We start from the raw sequence: 26,232 nt of genomic DNA, 5'->3' as shown, positions 1-26,232 counted from the left end.
ACCCCCTTCCCGGTTTTGGGAAGGGGGTTTCCTGTGCGGGCGGCGGTGGCTCAGCGTGCCGTCAGCGCCTGGTCGAGATCGGCAAGGATGTCGTCGCTATGCTCAAGCCCGATCGAGAGCCGAACGTAGCCGGGGTTCACCCCGGTTTTCGCCTGATCCTCGGGCGCAAGCTGGCTGTGCGTGGTCGAAGCCGGATGAATGGCCAGCGAGCGGGCATCGCCGATATTGGCGACGTGGTAGAAAAGCTTCAGCGCGTCGATGAAGGCGCGGCCCGCCGCGGCCCCGCCTTTCAGCTCGAAGCCGACCAGCCCGCCATAGCCGCCTTTCAGCGCCGCATCGGCCCGTGCCCGGATATCGCCGGTCTGCAGCCCGGGATAGATCACCCGCGCCACCTCGGGGCGGGCGGCAAGCCAGGCCGCGACCTTGGCGGCGTTTTCCGAATGACGTTCGATCCGCAAGGGCAGCGTTTCGATGCCCTGCAGGATCGCCCAGGCGTTGAAGGGCGAAATCGCCGCGCCGAGATCGCGCAAAAGCGTCGTGCGCGCCTTCAGGATATAGGCCACCGGGCCCAGCGGCTTGACCGCCTCGACCCAGACCGCGCCGTGATAGCTGGCGTCGGGGGTGTTCAGCGCCGGTTGCCGCGCGGGATGCGCCTCCCAGTCGAAGGCCCCGCCATCGACGATCAGCCCGCCGATCGAGGTGCCATGCCCGCCCAGATATTTCGTCGAGGAATAGACGACGATCGCCGCCCCCAGCGCCAGCGGCTTGGCCAGCAGCGGCGCGGCGGTGTTGTCGACGATCAGCGGAATGCCCAGCGGCCGACCCAGCTCCGCCACCGCGCGGATCGGGAAGACCTCAAGCTTCGGATTGGGCAGGGTCTCGGCATACCAGGCGCGGGTGCGGGCATCGGAGGCGTGGACAAAGGCCTCCGGGTCGCGCGGATCGACGAAGCGCACCTCGATCCCCTGATCCTTCAAAGTATTGGCAAAAAGGTTCCAGGTGCCGCCGTAAAGATCGGTCGAGGAGACGATGTTGTCGCCCGCCCGCGCCAGGTTCTGGATCGCCAGCGCCGAGGCCGCCTGACCCGAGGCAACGGCCAGTGCCGCCACGCCGCCCTCCAGCGCCGCGACCCGCTTTTCAAGCACATCCGTCGTCGGGTTCATGATCCGGGTGTAGATGTTGCCCAGCTCGGACAGCGAGAACAGCGCGGCGGCATGCTCGGTGTCGCGGAACTGGTAGCTTGTCGTCTGATAGATCGGCACGGCAACGGCGCCGGTGGCGGGATCGGCACGCCAGCCGGCGTGCAGGGCGAGGGTTTCGGGATGTTCGCTCATCTTGTGTCCTTTGCGGGTTGTGGAAAGGGTCAGTGCAGGGGCGCCACGCCGGAGCCGGGCAGCGCCCCGGCCTTGCGCAGGCGGTGAAGCTGCGCGAGCGTCCGGGTTTGCTGGGCGACGGCGGTGATCTGCTCGGTCAGCTCCGCGATGGCCTCGGCGCTCCACCCCGCCGCCGCCAGAGGGGCAAGGCTATCGGGGCCAAGATCGCCGGGGTGCTGCACCAGAAGATGCGCAAATTCGAGCGCGGCAGACAGATGTTCGCCCAGTATCCCGCGCAGCGCGGGGCGGGGCTGATAGGGGGGGCCGTCAAGATCTCCGGCGCAAAGCGGCCCCGGCGGAAAGCGGCCGTAGGGGCCGGGGCGCGCGGCGGTGGCCGCTTCCGAGGCGAGCAGCGCCGCAAGCTGCGCGTCGGTCTGGCGCAGGAGCGCGAAGAAGGGGGTGCTTTGCCCCTCCACCGCAAGCAGCCGCTCGACAAACCCGGTCACCGCGCGCCGGTCACGCTTTGCCAGCCCGGGGGGCGGCAGCTTCGCCCCGCTTTCCGGGGGCGCAAGGGTCGTTTCATGTCGCGTCATCGGGGTCTCCTTTGGCCGTTCGGGCTGGGAATGGGGGCAGAGTGGCAGAGCTGCGGGAGAAAGACGATAAAATCAGGCGTGTTTTATTGGGCGGTCGGCGAGAGGAAAATTCTCCTCCCGAGGGGTCTGGGGGAAGAAAGCTGCGAAGCCGCCGAATCGCGGCCTGAACGACATCGCCGCCCCGAGGGGATCGGGACGGCGGGAAGCGGTGGCGGGCTTGCGCGGGGGCGGCCCGTCTTCCGGCCTTGGTTTCAGCTTTGGGCGGGGCTGTGCGACAGTTCGGCAGCGATCCGGGCGGTCTGGGTCCGGATATCGGGAATGGCGGTGATTTCCCAAAGCGCCGCGCGTGCGGCGGGGCCGATCGCCTGCAGGACGCGGCTGGCCACGCCCGCCCGGTTGATCAGCCGGCCGCTGCGGTCGGTGAGAAGACCCAGCCGCAGCGGGTCGATCTGCGCCAGACCGTCGTCAAGCAGGTGCCGCAGCAGCGGGCCCGCGCCGTTTTCGGGATCGCGGCGCAGGCCGCGGCAGTCGATCACCGCGGCGACATCGAGCGCGGTGGTGCCGGTTTCCCGATAGGGGCGGTAGCGCAGCCAGACCCCGCGGGGGTGCGGTGCAACCCGGTCGAAGGCGCCGCGCAGGATCTGCAGCTGGCCGCTGGCCTGCGCCTTTGCGATGCCGCTTGCGGTTTCGGGGGGCATGCGATGGCGATGCACCTCCCACCAGGCCGCGGCGTGGCGCAGGGCGCGGGCGCGCTCGGGGTCGGGCAGGGCGCTCCAGATCCCCTGCACATGTGGCCGCAGCCCGTCGATCGCATCGCGCCAGCTGCCGCCCGCGATCTCGGCACGGCGCACCTGACGGCGCAGCCAATGGAGCAAGACCGAGGCGGGCGCGCCCAGCGGCACCTCGCCCAGCGAGGTGGCCAGCGGCGTTCCCGGCCCATGCACGCGCGGCAGCAGCCCGCGGCGCGACAGCGCGAAGATCTGGCCGCGATGGCCGGATTTCAGCAGCGTCGTCACCTGATCCACCATGCTCAGCCCGGTGCCAAGGATCGCCACCGGCGCGGCGGGATCAAGGCTCAGCTGCGACACATCGGCCCGCAGCCCCCGCACCGTCTCGGGGCGGGGGTGGCCGGTGGCCAGGATCGCGTGATCGGCGATCAGCGTCTGGCGATCGTCCAGTGTCAGCGTCACCCGCCCCGGCGGGGCTTCGGTCAGCCGCACCGCCTCGGCCTGCACCAGCCGCAACCGCGGCCCGGCGGCCCAGGGGGCAAGAAGGCTCTCAAGATAGCGTCCGTAGGTCGCCCGCGACACGAAAGAGGCGCCCGAGACGGTCCGGTTCGCCTGCCAGAGCCAGCGCAGGAAATGCTCGGGATCTTCGGGCAGGGCGCTCATGTTGATCACCCTTGTATTGAGCAGATGACCCGGGTCCTCGGTCGCATAGGCCAGACCAAGGCCGATGCGCGGGGCCTGCTCAATCAGGGTGACCCGGGTTTCGGGGGCGGCACGCAACAGGTGATAGGCCATCAGCACGCCCGAGGCGCCGCCGCCGATGACCAGCACATGCCGACGCAGGGGGGGCTGGGCGGTCATTCCCGCCCCCGGCCGGTGAGCAGCCGGGCAAGCCAGCGCGGCAGCGGGCGGATCTCTTCGGTGCGCGGGGCCAGAAGGCGGATCAGGTCGGGGTCAAGGCGTCCGTCAAGCATGTCGGTCTCCTTTCGGGGTCACTGCAGGAAGATGGCGGCGATCAGCCCTGCCCAGCCCGCCAGCAGCAGGCCAAGCAGCAGCCGGTCGCGCAGGCTGGGCGGGCGCCAGAACAGCTGTCTCATGCGCTTTTCTCCACCGGCCGGGGCAGGCGGGTCAGCAGCCGGTCGCGCAGCGCCTTGCCCGCGGGCCAGGGGCCGAAACCGGCGGCGACATTGATGTGCCCGGCGGCGCCCAGATCGACCAGCTCCGAGCCCCAGGCCGCGGCCAGTTCGCTGGCGCGGGCAAAGCTCATCCAGGGGTCGTTGCGCGAGGCGACGACCATGCTTGGCACCGGCAAAGTCCGGCGCGAGGGCGAGCCGAAATGGCCGATCCGGCGGGCGCAGCGGGTGTCGGCGGGGGCGACGAGCATCGCCGCGCGCACCTCGATCTGCGGCCATTTTGACAGCATCCGCGCCACCAGCACCGCGCCAAGGCTGTGGCCGACGAGCACCGCGCCGGGATGTTGCAGCACCATGCCCGCCAGTTCCGCCTCCCACAGATCGGGCATCGGCCGGTCGGGGCAGGGCAGGTCGACCATCAGCGCGGTCGGATCGGTGGCGGCCCACCAGTCCTGCCAATGCGGCGCGGGCGAGCCATCCAGGCCCGGAACGAGCAGCGTCTTGATCATGGGAACCTCTGCGGTCGGGTTGCGTTCTGGAATATCTATCACGGTTGTCGTGATTGCGGGTTCCAAAGACCCGGGGGGAAAGAGAAGATCCTGCCCTTTTGCGCCCCCCGCGCAGGAGGTCATTCCCGGCCACGCCATTTTGCCCGGCTGCGGCCATCGGGGCGGCGCTGCGGAGCGAGTCGGCTGTGCGGGGCGGGTGGGGTGCTTCTGAAATGCGCAATGAAAGCAATATCATGCGCGGCGATCTTTCGCGGTCTGGCGGGGCGTTCCGGCGGTTTTGGGGAAGAAACTGCTAAATAACGACGGAATTAGGCGAGATTATTTCCTTGTAAAGACGACTTATCCGGTAGAGTATTGTCCATGTTCCGTCCCCGTCGCAAGAAAGGATCCGTCATGACACATGCCCTGCCGATCCCCTCCCGTCCCCGGCCGGTCAGGCTGCTGCCGATGCAGTTCACCGCGCCCTTGCGCACGGCCGAATCCTACGGGATCGAGCCCTTCGAAGAGGCCGGAACGATGCGCCGGGCCGCGCGGTCGGGCCGGGTCTTGGGCCGCGCGCATCCGCCCGTCCGCGGGCTGGCGCTTGCAGGCGCGATCCTTGTCTGGGGCGGCCTTGTGCTGTGGCAATTCGCATGACTGCCGCCGCGCCGCTTTACGCCGTGACCATGGTCGATACCCGCACCGATCAGCCGCATCGCGTCGGCGGTCGGGTGCAGACCCGGTTCACCCATGATCCCGAGGACGCGCGGCGGCATTTCCTGCAAAACCGCGATCCGCGGCTGTGGCGGATCGTGGTGACACCGCTGACGCGGCACGGCAAAGCGGTCGCCCCGCCGGGGGCGGCCACCGATCAATCCGTTCCGGTGCCTGCGACCGCAGGCTGATCTTCTGGAGGAGCCCATGATTGCCAAGGTGCTGTTGTATCTGACAACCCGTTGCCCGCCCTATTGGGAACTGGCGCAGACCGGTCTGGACGGTCTTGCCGCCGATCTTGCCCGCAAGGGCTGGCGGGTCCGCTTTGCCGGGCCGCGCTGGGATCTGGTCTGGACGCGGGAATGGCAGGTGCCGCATGCGTGCAGCATCGTGGTCCTGCCCGATCCGGGGCAGGGCGGCTGGGGTGGCAGCCGCTGGGCGAACCATTGCCTGCCGCCGCTGCGCGCCGGATGGCAATGGAATACGCTGATCGCGCAGCGGTTGCGCCATCGCGCCTTTGCCGCGATCTGAGCCCCGGATCGTCCCCGGTCTTCGCCCCCGCAGGTCTCGCCCGCGGGGGTTTTTCGTGATCACCGCAGCCCGAAGCTGCGCCTCAGCGCGCGCGGTGGCCCCGGCCCCCGGTTGCCCGCTTCGCCGCCGTCTTACGAGGCAAAACGGCTTTTCGGCATCCTGAGCGGCTCGAACGTCTCGGCCGAGGCGCGGTTCCAGCGGTCCAGCCAGGCCTGCAGATCGGGATGGGGCGAGCCGGTGAGCAGGAACCCCTCGGGCAGATCCTCGAAGACCTCGTTGCCGTCCTGAAAGGCATTGTCCTTTTCGCGGAACATGAAGTGATAGGGCAGGAATTCCGAGGGATGCGACAGCCCGGCGGCGCCCACCAGTTCCCCCAGCGCCTTGAGCGTGTTGCGGTGAAACCGCGCGACGCGCTGGGTCTTGTCCTCGACATCAAGCGCCTTCATCCGGCGCGGGTCCTGCGTGGCGATGCCGGCGGGGCAGCGGTTGGTGTGGCAGGACTGCGCCTGAATGCAGCCGATCGCGAACATGTAGCCGCGCGCCGAATTGCACCAATCCGCCCCCAGCGCCATCGCCCGGGCGATGTCATAAGCCGAGACGATCTTGCCCGCCGCGCCGATGCGGATGCGATCGCGCAGCCCCGCCCCGCGCAGCAGGTTGTGGACGAAATGCAGCCCCTCGAGCATCGGCATGCCGACGCGGTTGACGAATTCGAGCGGCGCCGCCCCGGTGCCGCCCTCCTTGCCATCGACGACGATGAAATCGGGCGTTGTGCCGGTTTCCAGCATCGCCTTGACCAGACACATGAATTCGCGCCGATGCCCGATGCAGAGCTTGAAGCCCACCGGCTTGCCGCCCGACAGCTCGCGCAGCTGCCGGATGAAGGCCATGAATTCGAGCGGCGTCGAAAACGCCGAATGCGCCGCGGGCGAGACGCAGTCGCGCCCCATCGGGATGCCGCGCGCCTCGGCGATCTCGGGCGAGATCTTCGAGGCGGGCAGCATCCCGCCATGGCCGGGCTTGGCGCCCTGGCTCAGCTTGATCTCGATCATCTTGATCTGCGGATCGCGGGCTTGCGCCGCGAATTTTTCGGGCGAGAAGCTGCCGTCGTCATTGCGGCAGCCGAAATAGCCCGAGGCGATCTGATAGACCAGATCGCCGCCGCCCTCGCGGTGATAGCGGCTGATGCCGCCCTCGCCGGTGTCATGGGCAAAGCCGCCCAGTTTCGCGCCCCGGTTCAGCGCCAGGATTGCATTGGCCGAGAGCGCGCCGAAGCTCATCGCCGAGATGTTGTAGACCGAGGCGTCATAGGGCTGGGCGCAGTCCGGCCCGCCGACGCGGACGCGGAAATCGGTGTCCTTGATCGTTTTCGGCACGATCGAATGGGTCAGCCAGTTGAAGCCCGAGGCATAGACGGATTCGACCGTGCCGAAGGGGCGCTTGTCCTCGACCCCCTTGGCGCGCTGATAGACAAGAACGCGGGCCTGCCGGCTGAACGGCACCTCGTCGCGGTCGGATTCGAAGAAATACTGCCGGAACTCGGGGCCGACGCTTTCGATCATGTAGCGCAGATGGCCGATCACCGGATAGTTGCGCAAGATCGCGTGGCGGCTCTGGCGCAGGTCGTAAAGGCCGACAAGGCTCAGCCCGGCGGCGACCCCGAAGATCGCCAGCACCCAAAGCTGTTGCACGAAGATCAGCACAAGGCCGAAAATCGCAGTCAGCAGCAGGACCGCAAGAAAGGGAAGGTAACGGATATTGAGGCGCAGCTTGGGCATGGCGGGCTCGCGGATGAGGGGCATCGCCAATTTGAAAGCACGGCCCCGGGCACAAGACAAGCAGGCGCTGCGCAAAGATCTGTTTCGGCCCGCGCCCGGGCGGTTTCGGGCGGCTCGCGACACGGCTCGGCCCCGTCCTGTCGCCTTTGCCCCCGTCGGTGACGGGTTTTGCGCCGTGGCGCCGAAAAGCTCATGCCAAAACCGCATCAGCTGCGACACAGAAAGACTTGGCATCCTGCCGCGAACCGGGCCATGCAGGGGCAAGCCCGACCGGAGGCCCGATCTCAGGACCGATGATGCCGACAACCTTCCTTCGCCTTCCCCCGCAAACCGCCCTTGTCGCCGCGGGCCTGTTGTCGCTGTTCCTGCTGTTCAGCCTGGTTCTGGGCAGGATCGGTGCGGACTGGCTGCCCGGGGCGGGGGGCCTCTTGACGCTTTCGGCGCTCACCGCGATCCTTCTGGCGCTTTTGCGGCTGCCGCGGGTCTCGCGCATCGCACAGGTGTTTCTGGCGGGCGCCGGTCTGGCCACGCTGGCCGTTGCGCTCTTCCTGCCCGGGGCGCTGCCCGCGATGCAGGCGGCGCTGCTGCAGGGCACCGCCTTTTCCGCCTTTCTGACCGCGCTCGGGCTCATTCGCGCCCCGGTGCGGCGCTCGCAGCTGATCGCCCGCGCGGCCGAGGGGCTGTTCGCCCATTCCGCCCGCGCCCGTGTTTTTGCCGTCTCGCTGGGCGCGCAGGGGATTTCGGTGCTGTTCAACATTGGCACCATCGGGATGATCTCCGACATCGCGCGCAACCATGATGCGGCGCGCAGGGCGGCGGGCAAGCGCGGCATCGACAGCCGCGCGATGACGCTTGCAGCGCTGCGCGGCACGCTTTTGATGACGGTCTGGTCGCCGATCGGGCTGGGCTTTGCCATCGTCACCAGTGCCATTCCGACACTTGATCCGGTGCGCTTTTTCGCGCTTGCCTTCGGCATCGTCGCCGCCCTGTCGCTGGTCGCCGCGCTGCTGGAGGCCGCCGCCACCCCGGTTCCGCAAGGCCCGCGCCCGCAGGACCCGGCGCCTGCGGGCGCGGGCCGGGCGCTGGCGCTGGTCCTGGCCGCCATCGCCGGGCTGATCGCCCTGACCCTTGCCGCGCATCGGCTGCTTGATGTCAGCTTCCTGATCGCCGCCTGTCTGGTGCTGCCGCTTCTGGCCGCGCTCTGGCCGCGGCTGGAGCCGGGGCTGCGCGAGACGGCAGGCGAGGGGCGGCTGACCCGGTTTGCCGCCGCCTCCGAGGGGATGGCGACGGAAAGCACGATCTTTCTGGCAGCGGCGGTGATCGGCGCGGCGGTGGCGGCGGCGGCGCAGGCGGCGGGGATCGATGCGCTGATCGTGGGCGGCCGCCTTCCGGCGCTTGCGGTGATCCTCGGCTGTCTGCTGATCATCCCGGCCGTCGGCGCGGTGATGATCCCGCATACCATCGTGATGATCATGGCGGCCAGCCTTTTCGGGCCCGGGCCGGTTGGCGCCGATCACCCCTATGCGCTGGGTCTGGCGCTGCTTTTCGCCTGGGCGCTGGCGATTGCCGCCTCGCCGATCTCGGCGATGTCGATCATCACCGGGCGCGAACTCGGCGTCACGCCGCAGCGCGTCACCTTTGCGCTGAACCTGCGCTTCACCCTTGGGTTGATGGCCGCCGCGGCGCTGGTCGTCGGCCTGGTTTACGCCCTCGACTGACCCTTGCCGAGCAGCGAACAGGCCCGGCGCAGGCAGAGGTCATAGCCCTCGGTGCCAAAGCCCGCCATCACGCCATCGGCGCGGCCCGAGACATAGCTGTGATGGCGGAACGGCTCGCGCTTGTGCACGTTCGAGATGTGGCATTCGAACACCAGCCCGTCATAGGCGTTCAGCGCGTCAAGGATCGCGACCGAGGTATGGGTGAAGGCGCCCGGGTTGATGATGATCGCCGCCGCCTCGTCCCGGGCGCGGTGGATCGTGTCGATGATCACGCCCTCATGGTTCGACTGGAAGAAATCCACCCTGACGCCAAGGCTGTCGGCCAGCGCCCGGCAGCGGGCCTCGACATCGGCCAGGGTCTCGGCGCCGTAGATCTCCGGCTGGCGTTTGCCCAGAAGGTTCAGGTTCGGGCCGTTCAGGATGAAGATGGTGTGCGACACGGGCGGTCTCCTGCGATTTGCGCCAGCCTAGACCGGGGCGGGGGCAAGGGCCACCGAAAACCGGCCCGGTCGCCGATCCCGGCCCTGCCGCTTGGGCGGTGAAAGCGCTGGCCAAACCGCGGCTTTCATGGTCCCCTGTGGGCATCGCAAACCTTGGGAGGGGTCGATGCGCGCACGAATCTCCCTCGTTCTGACGCTGGCGCTCGGGCTTGCCGCGGCTCTGCCCGCCCCTGCCGCCGATACCGTGATCGAGGATTTCACCATGCATCCCGAAACCCGCTGGCGTTTCTTCACCGATGCCGTGATGGGCGGCGTCTCGACCGGGCGGCTCGAGATGGTCACGGGCGAGGGGCCGCCGCATGCGCGGATGACCGGCCGGGTCAGCACCGAAAACAACGGCGGCTTCATCCAGATGCGGCTTGATCTGGCCGCGCCGCCGCCTGCGGGCACCACCGGGCTGCGGCTGATCGTGCGCGGCAATGGCCAGCGCTATTTCGCGCATCTGCGCAATGGCGCGACGCTGATGCCCTGGCAATATTATCAGGCGCCCTTCGAGGTCTCCGCCGACTGGGCCGAGGTCCGGCTGCCCTTCACCGCCTTTCGCGCCTCGGGGCGGCTGATGCCGGGCACGCCCGCGGTGAAAAGCCTGCGCTCGGTCGCGGTCGTCGCCTATGGCCGCGCGCATGAGGCCGAGATCGAGGTCCGCGCGCTCGGCTTTTACTGAGGCCGCTGCCCGGGACCTTGGCGAAAAACCGGGAAAAAGCGCCCGGGCCGGGGCGGATTAGGCTTTCCTTCAGCGCTTGGCCCCATGCTGCGCCAGACCGCGGCTTGCGCAAAGGCCCCCGATGACCGCTCTGTCCCGCTTCCTTGTCGCCTTCGGCTCTGCGCTGGGCCTGCTTTGGGCTGCGGCGGTGCCGGGGCTGGGCGGCGATCTTCCCTATGCGGGCGCCTGCGAGCTGACGCGCGCGGGCGGCGTCTATTACCGCGGTCTTTGCGCGATCCGCCGCGTCCCGATCCCGCCCGATCTGGGCTGCACGGGCGAGCTGATCTCGCTGCAGATCCCCGGCCGCGGCGGCGCCGATCTTCTGCGCGGCACCGGGCCCGGCTGCGCCTCCGATTTCCTTGGCAGCCCCGTCACCTTCATCGCAGAGGATGTCGAGGGCTGGCTGGTCATCACCACCGAGGCGGGCAGGATCTTCCGCATCGATCCCGGACCGGACCCGGCCTTGCCCGCGCTGGATGAGGTTCTGGCGGGGATGGATCTTTGCGCCCCCGCGGCCCCCGCCCGCGCCCTGCTGGCCAGCCTGCGCGCGCGCTTCCCGCAGGCCGCCACCGCGCCCGAGGGACCGCTTGCCACGGGTGACCTGCCGCTGCCCTGGCCCGCGGGCGGCTGGATTGCCCCCGAACAGATCCGCGCCGAAAAGCGCGGTGCCACGCTCTGGATCGAACTGCAATTGCAGGGCAGCTATCTTGGCCTGCCGCTGTCGCGGCTGCGTCTTGGCTTCGGGCCCGATGGTGCGCTGCGGACGCAAGATCTGGTCTTTGCCGTGCCCCGCGCCCGGCTGGGCAAGCTCCGCGCTCTGCCCGAGCGGCCGCGTCCGGCCGCGCCCGGCGGCCCCTTTCTGGCCCCGGGCGAGCCGGGCACGCTGGCCTGCCGCCCCGCCCGCTGATCCCGCTTGCCCCTTGACCCCGCCGCCCGCGGCGCGATATTAGGCGGGCCGGGCGCGGAAACCGTGGCGCCAGCGGGCGAAGGCAACTGTCGGGACGGTCCGACCGAAAACCGGGACGCCACGGGCGATACTCTGTCATGTTCATCTTTTCTGCGCCGCTGCGGCGGCTGATCTATGTTCTCATCTTCGAAGCCGGGGCCATCGCGCTCTCGACGGCTTTGCTGACCCGGCTCAGCGCAGGCCCGGCGGCCCAGTCGCTTGTCGTCTCCGTCCTCGTGACGGTGATCGCGCTGATCTGGAACTTCGTCTTCAACACCGGCTTCGAGGCGGTCGAACACCGCTTCCGGCTGCGCCGCACGCTTTGGCTGCGCGTGCTGCATGCCGTTTGCTTCGAGACCGGGCTGGTGCTTGTGACCGTGCCGCTTTTCATGGGCTTTTACGGCGTCAGCTTCACCGAGGCCGTCGCGATGGAGGCGGTGCTGCTGGTGTGCTTCCTGATCTACACCTTCCTGTTCACCTGGGGCTTCGACCGGGTCTTTCCCCGCCCGCCGCTGCCCGCCCGGGGCTGATCCGGGCTGACCCCGGGGTGCCCCGCTGGGCTGCCCGGCCCTTGTTTTCAAGGCTTGCGTTGACGCCCGCCTGCCTTCGCCTCTAAATGGCGCAGGAACTGAACAAGGACACAAGATATGGCCCTCACGGCGAAGCCTTTGAGTGCATTGGGGCTGACCGCCCGCCCGGGAAGCGACGTTGCGGTGACGGGCCTTGCGGTGGACAGCCGCCTCGTCAAACCCGGGCATCTGTTCGCGGCCCTGCCCGGCACCAAGGTGCATGGCGCAACCTTCGTGACGGCGGCGCTGGAGCGTGGCGCGGGCGCGGTGCTGACCGACCGCGCGGGCGAAGACATCGCGCGGCAGGCGCTGGCGGGCGGCGCCGTGCCGCTGCTTGTCGTCGAGGATGCGCGGCTGGCGCTGTCCTGTGCGGCGGCGCTGTTCTTTGGCGCGCAGCCCGCGACGATGGTGGCGGTGACCGGCACGAACGGCAAGACCTCGGTCGCGACCTTCACCCGGATGATCTGGCAGGCCCTTGGGCTTGAGGCGGTCAATATCGGCACCACCGGGGTCGAGGGCGCCTTTGCCGCCCCCTCCAGCCATACCACGCCCGAGCCGATCACCCTGCACCGGCTTCTGTCCGAGATGGCGGCGGCGGGCGTCACCCATGCGGCGATGGAGGCCAGTTCCCACGGGCTGGCGCAGCGGCGTCTGGATGGCGTGATGCTGAAAGCCGCCGCCTTCACCAATTTCACGCAAGACCACCTCGATTATCACGCGACGTTCGAGGAATATTTCGACGCCAAGGCCGGTCTTTTCACCCGGGTCCTGCCCGAGGACGGTACCGCGGTGATCAACACCGACGACCCGAAGGGGCCGCAGATCGCGGCTTTGGCCAAGGCGCGCGGGCACAAGCTGATCCGGGTCGGGCATGGCGACGGCTGCGAGATCCAGCTGCAGGGCCAGCGTTTCGATGCGCGCGGGCAGGATGTCCGCTTCCTGTGGCAGGGCGGGCCGCAGATGGTGCGCCTGCCGCTGATTGGCGGCTTTCAGGCGATGAACGTGCTGACCGCGGCGGGGCTGGTGATCGCCTGCGGTGCCGCGCCGAAAGCGGTCTTTGACGCGCTGGGGCAACTGTCCACCGTGCGCGGCCGGATGCAGCTGGCGGCAACACGCACGAACGGCGCCACCGTTTTCGTCGATTACGCCCATACGCCCGATGCGGTCGAAACCGCGTTGCGGGCGCTGCGCCCGCATGTGCTGGGCCGCATCATTGCCATCGTCGGCGCGGGGGGGGATCGCGACCGCACGAAACGGCCGCTGATGGGGGCTGCCGCCGCGGCCCATGCCGATGCGGTCATCGTCACCGACGACAACCCCCGCACCGAGGACCCGGCCCTGATCCGCGCCGCGGTGATGGCGGGGGCGGGGCCGGAGGCTGCCGAAGTGGGCGATCGCGCCGAGGCGATCTTGCGCGGCGTCGATGCGCTCGGCCCGGGGGATGCGCTGTTGATCATGGGCAAGGGGCACGAACGCGGTCAGGTCATCGGCACCGATGTCTTCCCCTTTGACGATGCCGAACAGGCCTCGATTGCCGTTGCTGCCTTGGATGGGATGATCTGACATGGCTGTTTTGTGGACCTCGATCGATGCGGCCGTCGCCACCGGCGGCCGCGCCACGCGGCCCTTCATGGCGACGGGGCTGTCGATCGACACCCGCTCGATTCGCCCGGGCGAAATGTTCGTGGCGCTGAAAGACGCGCGCGATGGACATGATTTCGTGGCGGACGCGCTGAAGAAGGGCGCCGCCTGCGCGCTGGTCAGCCGCCTGCCCGAGGGCTGTTCCGAGGAAGACCCGCTGCTGATCGTGCCCGATGTGCTGCGGGCGCTGGAAGACCTGGGCCGCGCGGGCCGGGCGCGCACGCGCGCGCAGGTGATCGCGGTGACCGGCTCGGTCGGCAAGACCTCGACCAAGGAGATGCTGCGCGCGGTGCTCTCGGCGCAGGGGCGCGTGCATGCCGCCGAGGCGAGCTTCAACAACCACTGGGGCGTGCCGATCACGCTGGCGCGGATGCCCGCCGAGGCCGATTTCGCGGTGATCGAGATCGGCATGAACCACCCGGGGGAGATTTCGCCTCTGGTCAAGATGGCGCGACCCCATGCCGCAATGGTCACCACGGTCGCCGCGGCGCATCTGGAGGCCTTCGAAACCCTCGACGACATCGCCCGCGAAAAGGCCGCGATCTTCGACGGTCTGGAGCCCGGCGGCACCGCCGTCGTGCCCACCGGACTGGACAGCACGCCGATCCTTCTGGCGGCGGCAAAGGCGCATGCCGGGCAGGTGGTGACCTTCGGTCCCGCGCCCGGATCGGACTATCGTCTGAGTGCGGCGACGATCGCGGGGGATGCCACGATCGTGCAGGCGGAACAGGCCGGAAAGCCCATGCTCTTCAAGGTAATGACGCCCGGAAAACACTTTGCGAACAACGCCTTGGGGGTTCTTGCCTTGGCGCGCGCGGTGGGCGCCGATCCCGCCGTGGCGGCGCTGGACATCGCGCTTTGGGCGCCGCCTGCCGGGCGCGGCACGCGCGAGCGGATCTGGCTTGACCTGATTGACGAGGCGCAAAGCTTCGATCTGTTTGACGATGCCTTCAACGCCAATCCCGCCTCGATGGAAGCGGGGCTCGAGGTGCTGGCCGGGCAGGTTCCGCGCGACGGGGTGGGGCGGGTCAAACGCGGCCGTCGCGTCGCCATTCTGGGCGACATGCTGGAGCTGGGCGCGGAGGAGGCGCGGCTTCATGCCGCGATTGCCGAACTGCCCGCAATGGTATCGATAGACATCGTGCATCTGGCCGGACCGCGGATGCGGGCGCTTCACGAAGCGCTGCCGCGGGAGAAGCGGGGCGAATGGGTCGAGACCGCCAGGGATCTGGCCGCCCGCGCGCCGCATCTGGTCGATGCAGGGGATGTGGTGCTGGTAAAAGGATCGAAAGGCTCGAAGGTTTCGCTCGTGGTTGACGCGCTCAGAAAACTCGGTCAGCCCGGCGCGGCAGAGGCCTTCAAGGGAAAAGAATAATGCTTTACTGGCTTGCGAACCTTTCGGACGGGGGCGATTTCTTCAACCTCTTCCGCTACATCACCTTCCGCGCCGGGGGGGCCTTCTTCACCGCGCTGATCTTCGGCTTCCTGTTCGGGCGGCCCCTGATCGACATGCTGCGCCGCAAGCAGGGCAAGGGCCAGCCGATCCGCGACGACGGCCCCGCCACCCATTTCGCCAAGGCGGGCACGCCGACGATGGGGGGGTTGCTGATCCTCTCGGCGCTCTTGTTCGCGACGCTGCTTTGGGCGCGGCTTGACAATGGCTATGTCTGGATCGTGCTGGGCGTCACCTATGGCTATGCCGCGATCGGCTTTGCCGATGATTACGCCAAGGTGACGAAGCAGAACGTCAAGGGCGTCTCGGGGCGCACCCGCATGGCGCTGGGTCTGGTGCTCGCCGCGCTCGCCGCGATTCTGGCCGCGCTGATGCATCCGCCGGAACTGGCCAACATGCTGGCGCTGCCGGTGTTCAAGGATGTGCTGATCAACCTTGGCATCTTCTTCGTGCCCTTCGCGATGTTCGTCATCGTCGGCGCCGCCAATGCGGTGAACCTGACCGACGGGCTGGATGGTCTGGCGATCATGCCGGTGATGATCGCGGCCGGAACGCTGGGCGGCATCGCCTATGTGGTGGGCCGCGCCGACTTCACGCAATATCTGGGCGTCAATTTCGTGCCCGGCACCGGGGAGCTGTTCGTCTTCACCGCCGCGCTGATCGGCGGGGGCCTGGGCTTTCTGTGGTACAACGCGCCCCCCGCGGCGGTGTTCATGGGCGACACCGGCAGTCTGGCGCTTGGCGGCGCGCTCGGCGCGATTGCCGTTTGCACCAAACACGAGCTTGTCCTGGGCGTCGTTGGCGGGCTTTTCGTCATCGAAGCGCTCTCGGTCATCATTCAGGTGGCTTACTTCAAGGCCACCGGCAAACGGGTGTTCCTGATGGCACCCATCCACCACCACTTCGAGAAGAAGGGCTGGGCCGAACCGCAGGTCGTGATCCGTTTCTGGATCGTCTCTGTCGTCCTCGCGCTGATAGGCCTTGCCACGCTGAAGATCCGCTGACCCTTGAAAAGGAAGGAAGACCCGCATGATCAAGAACTTCACGGACCCGCTGAAAGTCGCGGCGCTGCTGCTGCCGTGCCTTGTGTTCTTTGCCAATCTGACCGGCATGAGCAATCTGACGCTGGGCTGGGGCCCGGTCTTCGCGCTGACTGTCGGCACGCTGGCGCTGTGCAAGTTTCTCGACGTGATCGTCGGCGCCGATACCCGGCCGATGACCGCCGAACGCGCCCGCACCTCGGTCTGGGTGTTTCTGGCTCTGCTGAACGTCCTGGCGCTGATCTTCGCGATGACGCAGCCGGGCCTGGCGCCGGTGGCCTTTGCGGGCGCCGTGGTGCTGTGCTTCGTCTCGATTGCGGGCTATGCGCTGAAGAAGCGCTGAGCCTCTGACATCGGCGGGGGCGCAGGCCGCCCCCGATGCGGAAGCCGGGCCCCGGTGCCCGGCAACCGATCCTGCCGGGCGGGCACCGGATCGGATCTTTTGCCGCGCTGCCCGCGCTTTGGCCGCCGCGCCCCAGAACGCGTGCCCCGGCCCCTCAAGGATGTGCGGCGGCCCGGGAATGCGGGTAGACCGGGCCGACCGCCGCCTTTCCCCCCCCCCCACGCCGTCCGTCAGGTCCCGCTTTTGACAAAGCGGGTTGCGCCGCCTGCGGCGTCGCCCGAAAGGGGGGCTGCGCGCCCCCCTCTTGGTCCGCTGGCGCGGCCCAATTCACCCCCGCGGGATATTTCGGGCAAGGTGAAACGGGAAGAGGGGCTTTTCCTTTCATCTTGCCTCAAATATCCCACGGGGGTGCGGGGGTGTGAAACCCCCGCAGCTTACGGAGGTCGCGGATGATACCGGTTCAGGGATATGAGGGCGCGCGCGTCGCGGTGCTGGGGCTCGGGCGCTCGGGTCTGGCCACGGCGGCGGCATTGCAGGCGGGGGGCGCAGAGCCTGTGCTGTGGGACGACAGCCCCGAGGCCCGCGCCAAGGCCGAGGCCGCGGGCTACAGCTGCACCGATCTGACCCGGGCGGGCGCCTTCGAGGGCATCGCCGCCCTGATCACCTCGCCGGGCATTCCGCATCTTTACCCGCGCCCCAATCCGGTCATCGCCGCGGCGATGGCGGCAGGCGTGCCGGTCGACAATGACATCGGGCTGTTCTTCCGCTCCTGGGCGACGGCGGGCTGGGACGAGTTCGATGTCACGCCGCGCACGATCTGCATCACCGGCTCGAACGGCAAATCGACCACCACGGCGCTGATCCACCATATCCTGAAACACGCAGGCCGCCCGACGCAGATGGCGGGCAACATCGGCCGCGGCGTTCTTGACATTGACCCGCCTGCTGACGGCGAGGTGGTGGTGCTGGAACTGTCGTCCTACCAGACCGATCTGGCCCGCGCGCTGACGCCGGACATCGCGGTTTTCACCAATCTTTCGCCCGATCACATGGATCGCCATTCCGGCATGGGGGGCTATTTCGCCGCCAAGCGCCGGCTCTTTGCCGAAGGCGCGCCCGACCGTGCGGTGATCGGTGTCGACGAGCCCGAAGGCGTCTATCTGGCCAATCAGATGGCGATGGGGCGCGAGGATGACCGGGTGATCCGGGTGTCCGCCGCGCAGAAGCTGGGCGATTTCGGCTGGTCGGTCTTTGCGCGCAAGGGCTTTCTGGCGGAATGGCGCAAGGGGCGGCAGGTGGCCTCGATCGACCTCCGTGGCGTCAAGGCGCTGCCCGGGGCGCATAACCACCAGAACGCCTGCGCCGCCTATGCCGCCTGCCGCAGCCTTGGCCTGGCGCCGAAGCTGATCGAGGAGGCCTTTCACAGTTTTGGCGGCCTGCCGCATCGCAGCCAGACCATCGCGGAAAAGCGCGGCGTGCGCTATGTCAACGACAGCAAGGCCACCAATGTCGACAGCGCGGCCAAGGCGCTTGACGCTTTCACCAACATCCGCTGGATCGTCGGCGGCATGGGCAAGGAGGGTGGCGTCAGCGCCTTGAAACCGCTTTTGGGCAATGTGAAGAAGACCTATTTCATCGGCCATTCGGGGCGCGATTTCGCGCTGGAACTGGCGCCGCTCGAGCACGAGATCTGCGAGACGATGGAACGCGCCGTCGCCCGCGCCGCGGAAGAGGCCGAGCCGGGCGATACCGTGCTTCTGGCCCCGGCCGCGGCGAGCTTCGACCAATATCCGAACTTTGAAAAGCGGGGCGAGCATTTCACCGCGCTGGCGCAGGCGCTGCCCGACTGAGGCGGCGCTTGCGGGGGCGCGCGCGGGCGGCCATACTCACCCCGACCCCGCAACAGGCGAGAGCGCAGCGATGATGGTGTTCCCCCGCGAGAACCTGGTGGTCTTCTCGGTTCCGAAAACCGGCACCACCGCGATCGAGGCGGCGCTCGACGCCCGCGCCGCCATCGTCCTGCGCGATCCGCCGCAGATCAAGCACATGACCGTGGCAAGCTACCTGCGCACGCTGCAGCCGCTGCTGCGGGCCGATTACGAGATGATGGCGGTGATCCGCCATCCGCTGGACTGGCACGGCTCGCAATATCGCTACCGCAGCCGTCCGGCGTTGAAGGGCAGCGCCCGCTCGACCGCCGATCTGACCTTCGCCCAGTTCATCGCGCGCATGCTGACGCCCGGCAACCCCGAGGCGGAGGGGTCGCAATCGCGGTTTCTCAGTCTCAAGGACGGCAGCTGTCCGGTGCGGCATCTGTTCCGCTACGAGGCGCAGGAGCGCATCTTGGACTTTCTGGCCGAGCGTTTCGGCGGCCCGGTGGCATTGCCGGTGCTCAATGTCTCGCCGCGCCGCGCGCTCGATCTGCCCATGGATCTGCGCGCGGCCCATGAAACCCGTTTCGCGCGCTGCTATCAGATGTGGGAGGCGGCGCAGCACTGAGGAGGAGCGCATGACCGAATTGACGGGCCGTTGCCCCTGCGGGCAGCTGAGCTACCGGCTGACCGCGGCGCCGATGATCACCCATGCCTGCCATTGCAGCTGGTGCCAGCGCGAGACCGGCAGCGCCTTTGCGCTTAATGCGATGATCGAGACCGACCGGCTCGAGGTCACGGGCGCAGTTGAATACGTGATGACCCCCTCGGCCTCGGGCAAGGGGCAGGAAATCGCGCGTTGCCCAGCCTGCCGCGTCGCGGTCTTCAGCCATTATGCCGGGGCAGGGCGGGCGCTGGCCTTTGTCCGCGTCGGCACGCTGGACACCCCCGCCGCCTGTCCGCCCGATGTGCATATCTTCACCGCGACGAAACAGCCCTGGGTGGTGCTGCCCGCAGGCGCGAAGGTGTTCGAAGAGTATTACAAAAGCGCCGAGGTCTGGACGCCCGCGGCGCTGGAGCGGCGCCGCGCGGCGCTGGCGCAGCCGGGCTGAGCCCGACCGCTACGCGGTGCTTTTCAACCGGTCCCCTTTGCGCTAGGGCTTCGCACGACGAATCCGACGGAGACAGCGATGACCGAGCGCAAGACTGGCCTGACCTATGCCGATGCAGGCGTGGATATCGACGCGGGCAATGCGCTCGTCGAGCGGATCAAACCGGCGGCGAAACGCACCAGCCGCCCCGGCACCGTGTCCGGGCTGGGCGGCTTCGGCGCGCTGTTTGATCTGAAAGCCGCGGGCTACACCGACCCGATCCTGGTGGCCGCCACCGATGGCGTCGGCACCAAGCTGCGCATCGCCATCGACACCGGCGTCGTCGATACGATCGGCATCGACCTTGTCGCGATGTGCGTGAACGATCTGGTCTGCCAGGGCGCCGAGCCCTTGTTCTTCCTGGATTATTTCGCGACCGGCAAGCTTGAGGTCGCGCAGGCCGCGACGATCATCGAGGGCATCGCCGAGGGCTGCGCGCAATCAGGCTGCGCGCTGATCGGCGGCGAAACCGCCGAGATGCCGGGCATGTATGCCAAGGACGATTTCGACCTCGCCGGGTTCGCGGTGGGCGCGATGGAGCGCGGCGCGGATCTGCCCGCGGGGGTGGTTGCGGGCGATGTGCTGCTGGGCCTTGGCTCGAACGGCGTGCATTCGAACGGCTACAGCTTCGTGCGCAAGGTGGTCGAGCTTTCCGGCCTTGGCTGGGACGCGGCCGCGCCGTTTTCCGAAGGCACGCTGGGGCAGGCGCTGCTGGCGCCGACCCGGCTTTACGTCAAACAGGCGCTGGCCGCGATCCGCGCGGGCGGCGTGCATGCGCTGGCCCATATCACCGGCGGCGGCCTGACCGAGAACTTGCCGCGCGTCCTGCCGGAGGGTCTTGGCGCGACGATCGACCTTTCTGCGTGGCAATTGCCGCCGGTCTTCCGCTGGCTGGCGGAAACCGCGAACATGGCCGAGCCGGAACTGCTCAAGACCTTCAACTGCGGCATCGGCATGATCTGCGTCGTCTCGGCCGACCGGGCCGCGGCGCTGCAAGCACTTCTGGAAGCGGCGGGCGAGCGCGTCACCGTGATCGGCACGGTGACCGAGGGGCAGGGCGTCGCCTATACGGGCCGCCTGCTGTGACCACCCGCGTTGCGATCCTGATTTCGGGGGGGGGCTCGAACATGCTCCGCCTCGTCGAGGACATGCAGGGCCTTGGCCATGCGACGCCGGTTCTGGTCGCCTCGAACGATCCCGCGGCGGCGGGGATCGACCGCGCCGCGCGTCTCGGGGTGGCGACGGCGGTGATCGACCATCGCCCCTTCGGCAAGGATCGCGCGGCCTTCGAGGCGGAACTGCTGAAACCGATTCTGGCGGCCAAGCCCGATGTTCTGTGTCTGGCGGGCTTCATGCGGGTGCTGACGCCAGAGTTCGTGACGCGCTTTGCCGGGCGGATGCTGAACATCCACCCCTCGCTTTTGCCGAAATATCCGGGGCTGCACACGCATCAGCGCGCGCTGGACGCGGGCGATGCCGAGGCGGGCTGCACCGTGCATGAGGTGACGCCGGTTCTGGACGACGGCCCGATCCTTGGTCAGGCGCGGGTGCCGGTTCTGCCGGGCGATACTGCCGAGACGCTCGCCGCGCGGGTTCTGGCGCAGGAACACAAGCTTTACCCCGCCGTGCTGCGCCGCTTCGTCACCGGCAACCGCAGCCGTCTGGAGCTGTGACCGCGACCGCCCGATCAGACCTGTCGCGGCGGTCCGTTTCACAACCTTTTGTGCATTCCTGCAACGACACGCTTTCCTTTGTGCGGACAAATGCCTAAACCGGAGACATGGCGGGATGACCCCGCGATCCCCGGGAAAGGCACGATGCAGACGATTACCACCACCGACGCACTGGAGCAGTTCTGCACCCGCGCCAAGGCTGCCCCCTATGTGACGGTCGATACCGAGTTCCTGCGCGAACGCACCTACTGGTCGAAGCTCTGCCTGGTGCAGATGGCGCTTCCCGGTAAGGACGGCGAGGCGGTTCTGGTCGATCCGCTGGTCGAGGGGCTGTCGCTGGAACCGCTTTACGACCTGTTCCGCCATCAGGCCACGGTCAAGGTCTTCCACGCCGCCCGCCAGGATCTGGAGATTTTCTTCACCGAGGCCGGGGTCTTTCCGCTGCCCTTGTTTGACACCCAGGTTGCGGCGATGGTCTGCGGCTTTGGCGAGCAGGTCGGCTACGAGACGCTGGTGAAAAAGATCGCCAAGCAGTCGCTGGACAAGACCTCGCGCTTCACCGACTGGTCGCGCCGCCCGCTGACCGATGCGCAAAAGGCCTATGCCTTGGCCGATGTCACCCATCTGCGGGTGATCTATGAATTCCTCTCGAAAGAGCTGAAGAAATCCGGCCGCGAGAAATGGGTCGAGGAGGAGGAGGCGATCCTTCTGAACCCCGAGACCTATATCACCCGCCCCGAGGAAGCCTGGGAACGGGTGAAGACGCGGACGAATTCGGGCCGCTTCATGGCCGTCGTGCGCGAACTGGCCCGCTTCCGCGAGGCTTATGCGCAGGGCAAGAACATCCCGCGCTCGCGCGTGTTCAAGGATGATGCGCTGCTGGAGCTGGCCTCGACGAAGCCGGTGTCGCTTGATGAACTGGGCAAGTCGCGGCTTTTGCTGCGCGAGGCGCGGCGGGGCGACATTGCGGAGGGCATCATCGCGGCGGTGAAGGCGGGGCTTGACACCAAGCCCGAGGATTTCCCGCGTGTGCCCGATGAAGATGCGCAGCTGCAGGTGAACACGGCCTTGGCGGATCTGTTGCGGGTGCTTTTGAAGGCGAAATCCGAAGAGGCCGGGGTGGCGGCGAAGTTGATCGCCACCGCCTCGGATCTCGACCGGATCGCCGCGGGCAAGCGCGATGTCGGCGCGCTGACCGGCTGGCGGCTTGATGTCTTTGGCAATGATGCGCTGCGGCTGGCCAAGGGCGAGATCGCGCTGACCGCTGCGGGCGGCTCGGTGCGGGTGGTGCAGGTCTGACGCCCGATCGGGCCGAGGCCATCGCCGAGGCCCCGCGCAGCATTTCCCCCTGACCTCCGAGGGCCCAAAGGCCCTCGGCCTGCGCCCGCCCCGCCATCGGCGGGCGCATTCGCGCCGCCGGGGCGGGACGCAGGCCTTTGTTGCGCTTGGTGAAACGGTCGTGCGGCGACTGTTGCGATGCGGGCGGGGAAAGGCAGTGCCTTTCCCTTTTCGCCCGAAACATGCTCAGAACGGCACGTCGTCGAGCCCCACGGCGGGTTTCAGGAACCCGGCCTTGACATGTTTCGATCCGGCTTTGTCGAATTCGATCAAGGCGGTATCGCCTTCCAGATCGATCACCTCGCCATAGCCGAATTTGACATGGAACACCCGGTCGCCGACGCCAAAGGCGAGGCTGTCCACCGTCGTCACGGTGCGCGCCTTGGGCCGCGGCGGCGTGCTGGCGCGGCTTTCCATCCGTTTCCAGCCCGGGGAATTGTAGACATCGGCCTTGGTCGCGCGGCTCTCCAGACTGCCAAAGCCGGTCTGCGTCGCCGCGCCGAAACCGCCGCCGTAAAGTCCGGGCGGGGTCAGGATTTCGACATGCTGGACAGGCAATTCGTCGATGAAGGGTGACGGCAGCTGCGACTGCCATTGCCCGTAAACGCGGCGGTTGCCCGCAAAGGAAATCGTGCACAGCACTTCTGCGCGTGTGATACCTACGTAGGCCAGTCTTCGTTCTTCTTCTTTAGCGCGCAGCCATCCGACATTTCCATTTCGTTGCGCTGCTTCGTCCAATCCACGCTGGCTGGGAAACAGCCCATCTTCCCAGCCGGGCAGGAAGACGGCGGGAAATTCCAGCCCCTTCGCCGCATGCAGGGTCATGATCGAGACCTTGTCCTCGGACTGGTCCTTGTCATTCTCCATGATCAGCGCGACATGTTCGAGGAAGCCTTGCAGGTTCTCGAAGCCTTCGAGCGCTTTCACCAGTTCTTTCAGGTTCTCCAGCCGCCCTTCGGCCTCGTTTTCCTTTCCTGAAGCCTTTTCAGAGGCTTTTTCCTTCAGCCACATCTCGGTGTAGCCGCTCTCCTCCAGAATGGTTTCGGCCAGCCGCACGTGATCGGCATTCTCCAGCACCGCCGCATGCCAGCGCCCGATGCCGTCGAGGAACGCGCGCAAAGCGCCCGCCGCCTTGCCGCCGATCGCGCCCTGTTGCAGCGCGGCTTTCGCCCCCATCACCAGACCCGCCTCGGCCTGACGGGCGCAGGTCCGGATCATCGCCTGCGCCTTGTCGCCCAGACCCCGCTTGGGCAGGTTCACCACCCGCTCGAAGGCCAGATCATCGTCGGGCGACACGGCGAGGCGGAAATAGGCCATCGCATCGCGGATTTCCTGCCGTTCATAAAACCGCGGGCCGCCGATGACGCGATAGGGCAGGCCGATGGTCAGGAAGCGGTCTTCAAAGGCCCGCATCTGATGGCTGGCGCGGACCAAAATCGCCTGTCCGTTCAACGGGATGGGATCAAGGCCGCGGGTGCCGCGCGACAGGCTCTCGATCTCTTCGCCGATCCAGCGCGCTTCCTCGTCGCCGTCCCAATGGCCAATCAGACGGACCTTTTCGCCGCCCTTTTCCGCCGTCCACAGCTCTTTGCCCAGCCGGTCGCGGTTGGCGGCGATCAGCCCCGAGGCGGCGGCCAGGATATGCTCGGTCGAGCGGTAGTTCTGTTCCAGCCGCACCACCACGGCGCCCGGAAAATCCTTTTCGAACCGCAGGATATTGCCCACCTCGGCGCCGCGCCAGCCGTAGATCGACTGGTCGTCATCGCCCACACAGCAGATGTTGCGATGCCCCTGCGCCAGAAGCCGCAGCCACAGATATTGCGCGGTGTTGGTGTCCTGATATTCGTCGACGAGGATATATTTGAAGCGCCGCTGATACTCGGCCAGCACGTCGGGGTGACGCTGAAAGATCGTCACCATATGCAGCAGCAGATCGCCGAAATCGACGGCGTTCAGCGTGCGCAGCCGCTCCTGATAGGCGGCGTAAAGTTCCGATCCGCGGTTGTCGAAATGCGCCGTTTCCTCGCCGCGGACATGTTCGGGCGTCCAGGCGCGGTTCTTCCAGCTGTCGATCAGCCCGGCCAGTTGCCGCGCGGGCCAGCGCTTTTCATCCATGTTCGCGGCGACGATCAGCTGTTTCAAAAGCCGGATCTGGTCGTCGGTATCCAGAATGGTGAAATTATGCTTGAGGCCAACAAGCTCGGCGTGGCGGCGCAACAGCTTGGCGGAAATAGAGTGGAAGGTGCCGAGCCATTCCAGCCCTGGTTCCTCCAAGTAATAGGGATCGGCAGTCAACCTCTCGCGCATTTCGCGCGCGGCCTTGTTGGTGAAGGTCACCGCAAGAATCTGGTATTGCTGCGCCCGACCGGACGCGATCAGGTGCTTTGCCCTCGCCATCAAGGTCTTGGTCTTACCCGTTCCAGCGCCCGCAAGCATCAGAAGCGACCCATCGAGCGTATCGGCTGCCCTCCGTTGCGCCTCATTCAGGGCATCCAAATACGTGCTGTCATCGGCGCGGCCCACCGGCCCTCGCGCCGCCATCATGGCGCGTTGCGACAGGCTCAGCCCGCCGAAATCGTCATCATCAAGGATACTGCTCATGGGGCGCCACTATAGCTTGCGCGCGGGCAAAGCCAAGGCCTGTTCGGTTTTTGTTCCCGCAAATACGAACCCCCGGGGGATCGGCGCGCGGCAAACCCGATGCCGGTCGCAGATCCCCCGGGGGGCGCGGGTCACACGGGCGGAAGGGGCGCCTTCCGCATCGCGTCACCCGGCATGCACAAGCGATGCGAACAGTTTCGGATCAAGGCTCGTGCTGGCGAAAGTGGGGCCTTCCGTCAGCACGGCCACCGCATCGTGGCTGTGCAGGCTTTCCTGATGGCTGGCGATGACGCGGAAATCGCCCACCCGCGGCTCGGCCATCAGCCCCGCCGCGAAAGAGCGCACCGCATCTTCGACAAAGATCGGATTGGCGGCGTTGAGTTCCGCAAAGGCCTGTTCATCCTCGCGCTTCACCATCACCTGGGTTTCCGTCGGCACATTCGCCCGGGCAATCTCGATCAGGTCTTCGAACCAGAGCACCTTGCCCGGCTCGATCACCGCCGAAATCCGCGCCACCGAACGTTGCGAATGCGGCGTCGCCAGCCGCCCGCGGCGGATGCGGGCATCTTCCGACAGCTCCAGCGAGCAGGGGCAGGTCGAGGAATAGACGTAATCCAGATGCACGATCTTGGTGCGCACCCCCGCCTGTTCCACCAGTTCCAGCGCGATGTCGTAATATTGCCAGCCGCGCAGGCCCGAGCGCAGGCTGTCCACCTGCAAGGGCAGCGAAAACCGCATCATCAGCCGCGCATCGAAGCTTTCCAGATCGTCGATATAGTCATCCAGCGCCGCCGCCATCACCTCGAAGGAAAATTCGCTTTCCGAATGGGCATAGAAGCTGCGCAGGATGCGCGACATGTTGATGCCCTTCTTCTCGGCCTCAAGGCTGACGGTGCCGGTGACCGAGGTTTCCAGCATCACGTCGCCACCGTCCCGCAGCTTGTAGCGGATCGGCAGGCGGAAGTTCGAGATGCCGACATGCTCGATCCGGGTCTTGGCGCCGCGGATCAGCGAGGCGGGACCGTTCTGCAGATCGGGCATCGCGGCCTTGTAGGCGTCATCGGGGCGGAACTCGGTGTCATAGACGCGGGCCAGCTCCGGGTAGGGGCCGGGCACCGGGTTGAACAGACGGGCGATGGCCGGATCAAGCCCCGCCACCTCGGTGGGATGGGCCTGCGCCGCGAAAGCCCGCAGAACTTCAAGGGCGGCTCTTGCTTCGTCCGCGTCCGGCGTGTCGATGCGTCCGTGGATGTTCATGGCGTCTCCCTTTCGCCTGTCGCGCAAAATTCGATATGGGAGTGATACGCGGAAAGTCCAACCAAAGTTGCACAAGAAACGACGAAAGCGTCGGGGAAATCTTCTAAACTGCGATGTAATTCGCGTCAGGGTTGAAAGAGGGGGCGGCGC

General features: G+C 67.4%; 25 protein-coding genes. 17 read left to right on the top strand and 8 right to left on the bottom strand.

Going from position 1 to position 26,232, the window contains the following annotated elements:
- Positions 1-50 precede the first annotated feature (50 nt).
- The 4 genes from AC4PTB_RS10230 to AC4PTB_RS10215 form a co-directional block, all read right to left on the bottom strand.
- Positions 51-1,334, bottom strand: a complete 1,284-nt coding sequence (locus AC4PTB_RS10230) for an O-acetylhomoserine aminocarboxypropyltransferase/cysteine synthase family protein (RefSeq protein ID WP_492189866.1) — start codon at positions 1,332-1,334, stop codon at positions 51-53.
- A 29-nt stretch (positions 1,335-1,363) separates the two neighbouring features.
- Entirely contained in the window at positions 1,364-1,906 is a 543-nt protein-coding gene (locus AC4PTB_RS10225) for a carboxymuconolactone decarboxylase family protein (RefSeq protein WP_492189865.1), read from the bottom strand.
- 251 nt (positions 1,907-2,157) lie between these two features.
- Positions 2,158-3,495: an FAD/NAD(P)-binding protein gene (locus tag AC4PTB_RS10220; protein ID WP_492189864.1), complete on the bottom strand. Its 1,338-nt coding sequence runs from the start codon at positions 3,493-3,495 to the stop codon at positions 2,158-2,160.
- Between the two features lie 232 nt (positions 3,496-3,727).
- Positions 3,728-4,276 carry an RBBP9/YdeN family alpha/beta hydrolase gene (locus AC4PTB_RS10215; protein WP_492189863.1) on the bottom strand — a complete coding sequence of 183 codons (549 nt, stop codon included), beginning with the start codon at positions 4,274-4,276 and terminating at the stop codon, positions 3,728-3,730.
- Positions 4,277-4,669: 393 nt separating this feature from the next.
- Between AC4PTB_RS10215 and AC4PTB_RS10210 the strand changes: the two genes are divergently transcribed.
- Genes AC4PTB_RS10210 through AC4PTB_RS10200 form a run of 3 tightly spaced genes read left to right on the top strand, consistent with a single transcriptional unit; the run spans position 4,670 to position 5,500 of the window.
- Positions 4,670-4,912 (top strand): hypothetical protein, encoded by a 243-nt coding sequence (locus tag AC4PTB_RS10210; RefSeq protein WP_492189862.1) that lies wholly within the window; start codon positions 4,670-4,672, stop codon positions 4,910-4,912.
- Complete coding sequence (locus tag AC4PTB_RS10205) at positions 4,909-5,160, top strand: hypothetical protein (protein WP_492189861.1); 252 nt, start codon at positions 4,909-4,911, stop codon at positions 5,158-5,160. The genes AC4PTB_RS10210 and AC4PTB_RS10205 overlap by 4 nt, the downstream gene beginning before the upstream one ends.
- A gap of 16 nt (positions 5,161-5,176) precedes the next feature.
- Positions 5,177-5,500, top strand: coding sequence for a hypothetical protein (locus AC4PTB_RS10200; protein WP_492189860.1), 324 nt, complete (start codon positions 5,177-5,179; stop codon positions 5,498-5,500).
- A gap of 131 nt (positions 5,501-5,631) precedes the next feature.
- Here AC4PTB_RS10200 and AC4PTB_RS10195 read toward each other — a convergent pair whose 3' ends face one another.
- Positions 5,632-7,278: an FMN-binding glutamate synthase family protein gene (locus AC4PTB_RS10195; protein WP_492192626.1), complete on the bottom strand. Its 1,647-nt coding sequence runs from the start codon at positions 7,276-7,278 to the stop codon at positions 5,632-5,634.
- 296 nt (positions 7,279-7,574) lie between these two features.
- Here AC4PTB_RS10195 and AC4PTB_RS10190 point away from each other — a divergent pair, with 296 nt between their 5' ends.
- The gene (locus tag AC4PTB_RS10190) at positions 7,575-8,996 is read left to right on the top strand and encodes a hypothetical protein (RefSeq protein ID WP_492189859.1); all 1,422 of its coding nucleotides are present in this window, start codon (positions 7,575-7,577) and stop codon (positions 8,994-8,996) included.
- Here the strand turns inward: AC4PTB_RS10190 and aroQ are convergent.
- The gene (gene aroQ / locus AC4PTB_RS10185) at positions 8,981-9,436 is read right to left on the bottom strand and encodes a type II 3-dehydroquinate dehydratase (RefSeq protein ID WP_492189858.1); all 456 of its coding nucleotides are present in this window, start codon (positions 9,434-9,436) and stop codon (positions 8,981-8,983) included. The genes AC4PTB_RS10190 and aroQ overlap by 16 nt on opposite strands.
- 166 nt (positions 9,437-9,602) lie before the next feature.
- Here aroQ and AC4PTB_RS10180 point away from each other — a divergent pair, with 166 nt between their 5' ends.
- The 13 genes from AC4PTB_RS10180 (at position 9,603) to rnd (ending at position 22,185) form a co-directional block, all read left to right on the top strand.
- Positions 9,603-10,160 carry a CIA30 family protein gene (locus tag AC4PTB_RS10180; protein WP_492189857.1) on the top strand — a complete coding sequence of 186 codons (558 nt, stop codon included), beginning with the start codon at positions 9,603-9,605 and terminating at the stop codon, positions 10,158-10,160.
- 121 nt (positions 10,161-10,281) lie between these two features.
- Positions 10,282-11,106 carry a hypothetical protein gene (locus tag AC4PTB_RS10175; protein WP_492189856.1) on the top strand — a complete coding sequence of 275 codons (825 nt, stop codon included), beginning with the start codon at positions 10,282-10,284 and terminating at the stop codon, positions 11,104-11,106.
- Positions 11,107-11,243: 137 nt separating this feature from the next.
- Positions 11,244-11,675 (top strand): PACE efflux transporter, encoded by a 432-nt coding sequence (locus AC4PTB_RS10170; RefSeq protein WP_492189855.1) that lies wholly within the window; start codon positions 11,244-11,246, stop codon positions 11,673-11,675.
- Positions 11,676-11,792: 117 nt separating this feature from the next.
- Complete coding sequence (locus AC4PTB_RS10165) at positions 11,793-13,277, top strand: UDP-N-acetylmuramoyl-L-alanyl-D-glutamate--2,6-diaminopimelate ligase (RefSeq protein ID WP_492189854.1); 1,485 nt, start codon at positions 11,793-11,795, stop codon at positions 13,275-13,277.
- A 1-nt stretch (position 13,278) separates the two neighbouring features.
- The gene (locus AC4PTB_RS10160; RefSeq protein WP_492189853.1) at positions 13,279-14,730 is read left to right on the top strand and encodes a UDP-N-acetylmuramoyl-tripeptide--D-alanyl-D-alanine ligase; all 1,452 of its coding nucleotides are present in this window, start codon (positions 13,279-13,281) and stop codon (positions 14,728-14,730) included.
- Entirely contained in the window at positions 14,730-15,812 is a 1,083-nt protein-coding gene (gene mraY, locus AC4PTB_RS10155; RefSeq protein ID WP_492189852.1) for a phospho-N-acetylmuramoyl-pentapeptide-transferase, read from the top strand. The genes AC4PTB_RS10160 and mraY overlap by 1 nt, the downstream gene beginning before the upstream one ends.
- Before the next feature lie 25 nt (positions 15,813-15,837).
- Positions 15,838-16,191 (top strand): hypothetical protein, encoded by a 354-nt coding sequence (locus AC4PTB_RS10150; RefSeq protein WP_492189851.1) that lies wholly within the window; start codon positions 15,838-15,840, stop codon positions 16,189-16,191.
- Positions 16,192-16,640: 449 nt separating this feature from the next.
- Positions 16,641-18,041: a UDP-N-acetylmuramoyl-L-alanine--D-glutamate ligase gene (gene murD, locus AC4PTB_RS10145; RefSeq protein ID WP_492189850.1), complete on the top strand. Its 1,401-nt coding sequence runs from the start codon at positions 16,641-16,643 to the stop codon at positions 18,039-18,041.
- A 70-nt stretch (positions 18,042-18,111) separates the two neighbouring features.
- Entirely contained in the window at positions 18,112-18,690 is a 579-nt protein-coding gene (locus tag AC4PTB_RS10140; RefSeq protein ID WP_492189849.1) for a gamma-glutamyl kinase, read from the top strand.
- Between the two features lie 19 nt (positions 18,691-18,709).
- Positions 18,710-19,174, top strand: a complete 465-nt coding sequence (locus tag AC4PTB_RS10135; RefSeq protein WP_492192625.1) for a GFA family protein — start codon at positions 18,710-18,712, stop codon at positions 19,172-19,174.
- A gap of 78 nt (positions 19,175-19,252) precedes the next feature.
- On the top strand, positions 19,253-20,299 hold the full coding sequence (gene purM, locus AC4PTB_RS10130; protein WP_492189848.1) for a phosphoribosylformylglycinamidine cyclo-ligase: 1,047 nt from the start codon (positions 19,253-19,255) through the stop codon (positions 20,297-20,299).
- A gap of 41 nt (positions 20,300-20,340) precedes the next feature.
- Entirely contained in the window at positions 20,341-20,886 is a 546-nt protein-coding gene (purN, locus tag AC4PTB_RS10125; protein ID WP_492189847.1) for a phosphoribosylglycinamide formyltransferase, read from the top strand.
- 144 nt (positions 20,887-21,030) lie between these two features.
- Positions 21,031-22,185 (top strand): ribonuclease D, encoded by a 1,155-nt coding sequence (gene rnd, locus AC4PTB_RS10120; protein ID WP_492189846.1) that lies wholly within the window; start codon positions 21,031-21,033, stop codon positions 22,183-22,185.
- Positions 22,186-22,410: 225 nt separating this feature from the next.
- On the opposite strand, the gene AC4PTB_RS10115 is transcribed toward rnd, so the two are convergent.
- Positions 22,411-24,825: an ATP-dependent helicase gene (locus AC4PTB_RS10115; protein WP_492189845.1), complete on the bottom strand. Its 2,415-nt coding sequence runs from the start codon at positions 24,823-24,825 to the stop codon at positions 22,411-22,413.
- A 165-nt stretch (positions 24,826-24,990) separates the two neighbouring features.
- Positions 24,991-26,082, bottom strand: a complete 1,092-nt coding sequence (gene folE2 / locus AC4PTB_RS10110; RefSeq protein WP_492189844.1) for a GTP cyclohydrolase FolE2 — start codon at positions 26,080-26,082, stop codon at positions 24,991-24,993.
- Positions 26,083-26,232 lie beyond the last annotated feature (150 nt).

This window comes from Rhodobacter sp. 4.3.4 (genome assembly GCF_058724655.1).
The sequence above is the reverse complement of the archived record's forward strand: the minus strand, read 5'-3'. Positions and strand labels throughout refer to the sequence as shown.

Bases quoted from the DNA above. Each gene is read 5' to 3' on its own strand.
- AC4PTB_RS10225 (WP_492189865.1), bottom strand. From the start codon at position 1,906: ATGACGCGACATGAAACGACCCTTGCGCCCCCGGAAAGCGGGGCGAAG.
- AC4PTB_RS10230 (WP_492189866.1), bottom strand. From the start codon at position 1,334: ATGAGCGAACATCCCGAAACCCTCGCCCTGCACGCCGGCTGGCGTGCC.
- AC4PTB_RS10190 (WP_492189859.1), top strand. From the start codon at position 7,575: ATGCCGACAACCTTCCTTCGCCTTCCCCCGCAAACCGCCCTTGTCGCC.
- purN (WP_492189847.1), top strand. From the start codon at position 20,341: ATGCTCCGCCTCGTCGAGGACATGCAGGGCCTTGGCCATGCGACGCCG.
- AC4PTB_RS10175 (WP_492189856.1), top strand. From the start codon at position 10,282: ATGACCGCTCTGTCCCGCTTCCTTGTCGCCTTCGGCTCTGCGCTGGGC.
- AC4PTB_RS10210 (WP_492189862.1), top strand. From the start codon at position 4,670: ATGACACATGCCCTGCCGATCCCCTCCCGTCCCCGGCCGGTCAGGCTG.
- AC4PTB_RS10220 (WP_492189864.1), bottom strand. From the start codon at position 3,495: ATGACCGCCCAGCCCCCCCTGCGTCGGCATGTGCTGGTCATCGGCGGC.
- AC4PTB_RS10165 (WP_492189854.1), top strand. From the start codon at position 11,793: ATGGCCCTCACGGCGAAGCCTTTGAGTGCATTGGGGCTGACCGCCCGC.
- AC4PTB_RS10150 (WP_492189851.1), top strand. From the start codon at position 15,838: ATGATCAAGAACTTCACGGACCCGCTGAAAGTCGCGGCGCTGCTGCTG.
- AC4PTB_RS10215 (WP_492189863.1), bottom strand. From the start codon at position 4,276: ATGATCAAGACGCTGCTCGTTCCGGGCCTGGATGGCTCGCCCGCGCCG.
- rnd (WP_492189846.1), top strand. From the start codon at position 21,031: ATGCAGACGATTACCACCACCGACGCACTGGAGCAGTTCTGCACCCGC.
- purM (WP_492189848.1), top strand. From the start codon at position 19,253: ATGACCGAGCGCAAGACTGGCCTGACCTATGCCGATGCAGGCGTGGAT.
- murD (WP_492189850.1), top strand. From the start codon at position 16,641: ATGATACCGGTTCAGGGATATGAGGGCGCGCGCGTCGCGGTGCTGGGG.
- AC4PTB_RS10140 (WP_492189849.1), top strand. From the start codon at position 18,112: ATGATGGTGTTCCCCCGCGAGAACCTGGTGGTCTTCTCGGTTCCGAAA.
- mraY (WP_492189852.1), top strand. From the start codon at position 14,730: ATGCTTTACTGGCTTGCGAACCTTTCGGACGGGGGCGATTTCTTCAAC.
- AC4PTB_RS10115 (WP_492189845.1), bottom strand. From the start codon at position 24,825: ATGAGCAGTATCCTTGATGATGACGATTTCGGCGGGCTGAGCCTGTCG.
- AC4PTB_RS10160 (WP_492189853.1), top strand. From the start codon at position 13,279: ATGGCTGTTTTGTGGACCTCGATCGATGCGGCCGTCGCCACCGGCGGC.
- folE2 (WP_492189844.1), bottom strand. From the start codon at position 26,082: ATGAACATCCACGGACGCATCGACACGCCGGACGCGGACGAAGCAAGA.
- AC4PTB_RS10200 (WP_492189860.1), top strand. From the start codon at position 5,177: ATGATTGCCAAGGTGCTGTTGTATCTGACAACCCGTTGCCCGCCCTAT.
- AC4PTB_RS10195 (WP_492192626.1), bottom strand. From the start codon at position 7,278: ATGCCCAAGCTGCGCCTCAATATCCGTTACCTTCCCTTTCTTGCGGTC.
- AC4PTB_RS10180 (WP_492189857.1), top strand. From the start codon at position 9,603: ATGCGCGCACGAATCTCCCTCGTTCTGACGCTGGCGCTCGGGCTTGCC.
- AC4PTB_RS10170 (WP_492189855.1), top strand. From the start codon at position 11,244: ATGTTCATCTTTTCTGCGCCGCTGCGGCGGCTGATCTATGTTCTCATC.
- AC4PTB_RS10205 (WP_492189861.1), top strand. From the start codon at position 4,909: ATGACTGCCGCCGCGCCGCTTTACGCCGTGACCATGGTCGATACCCGC.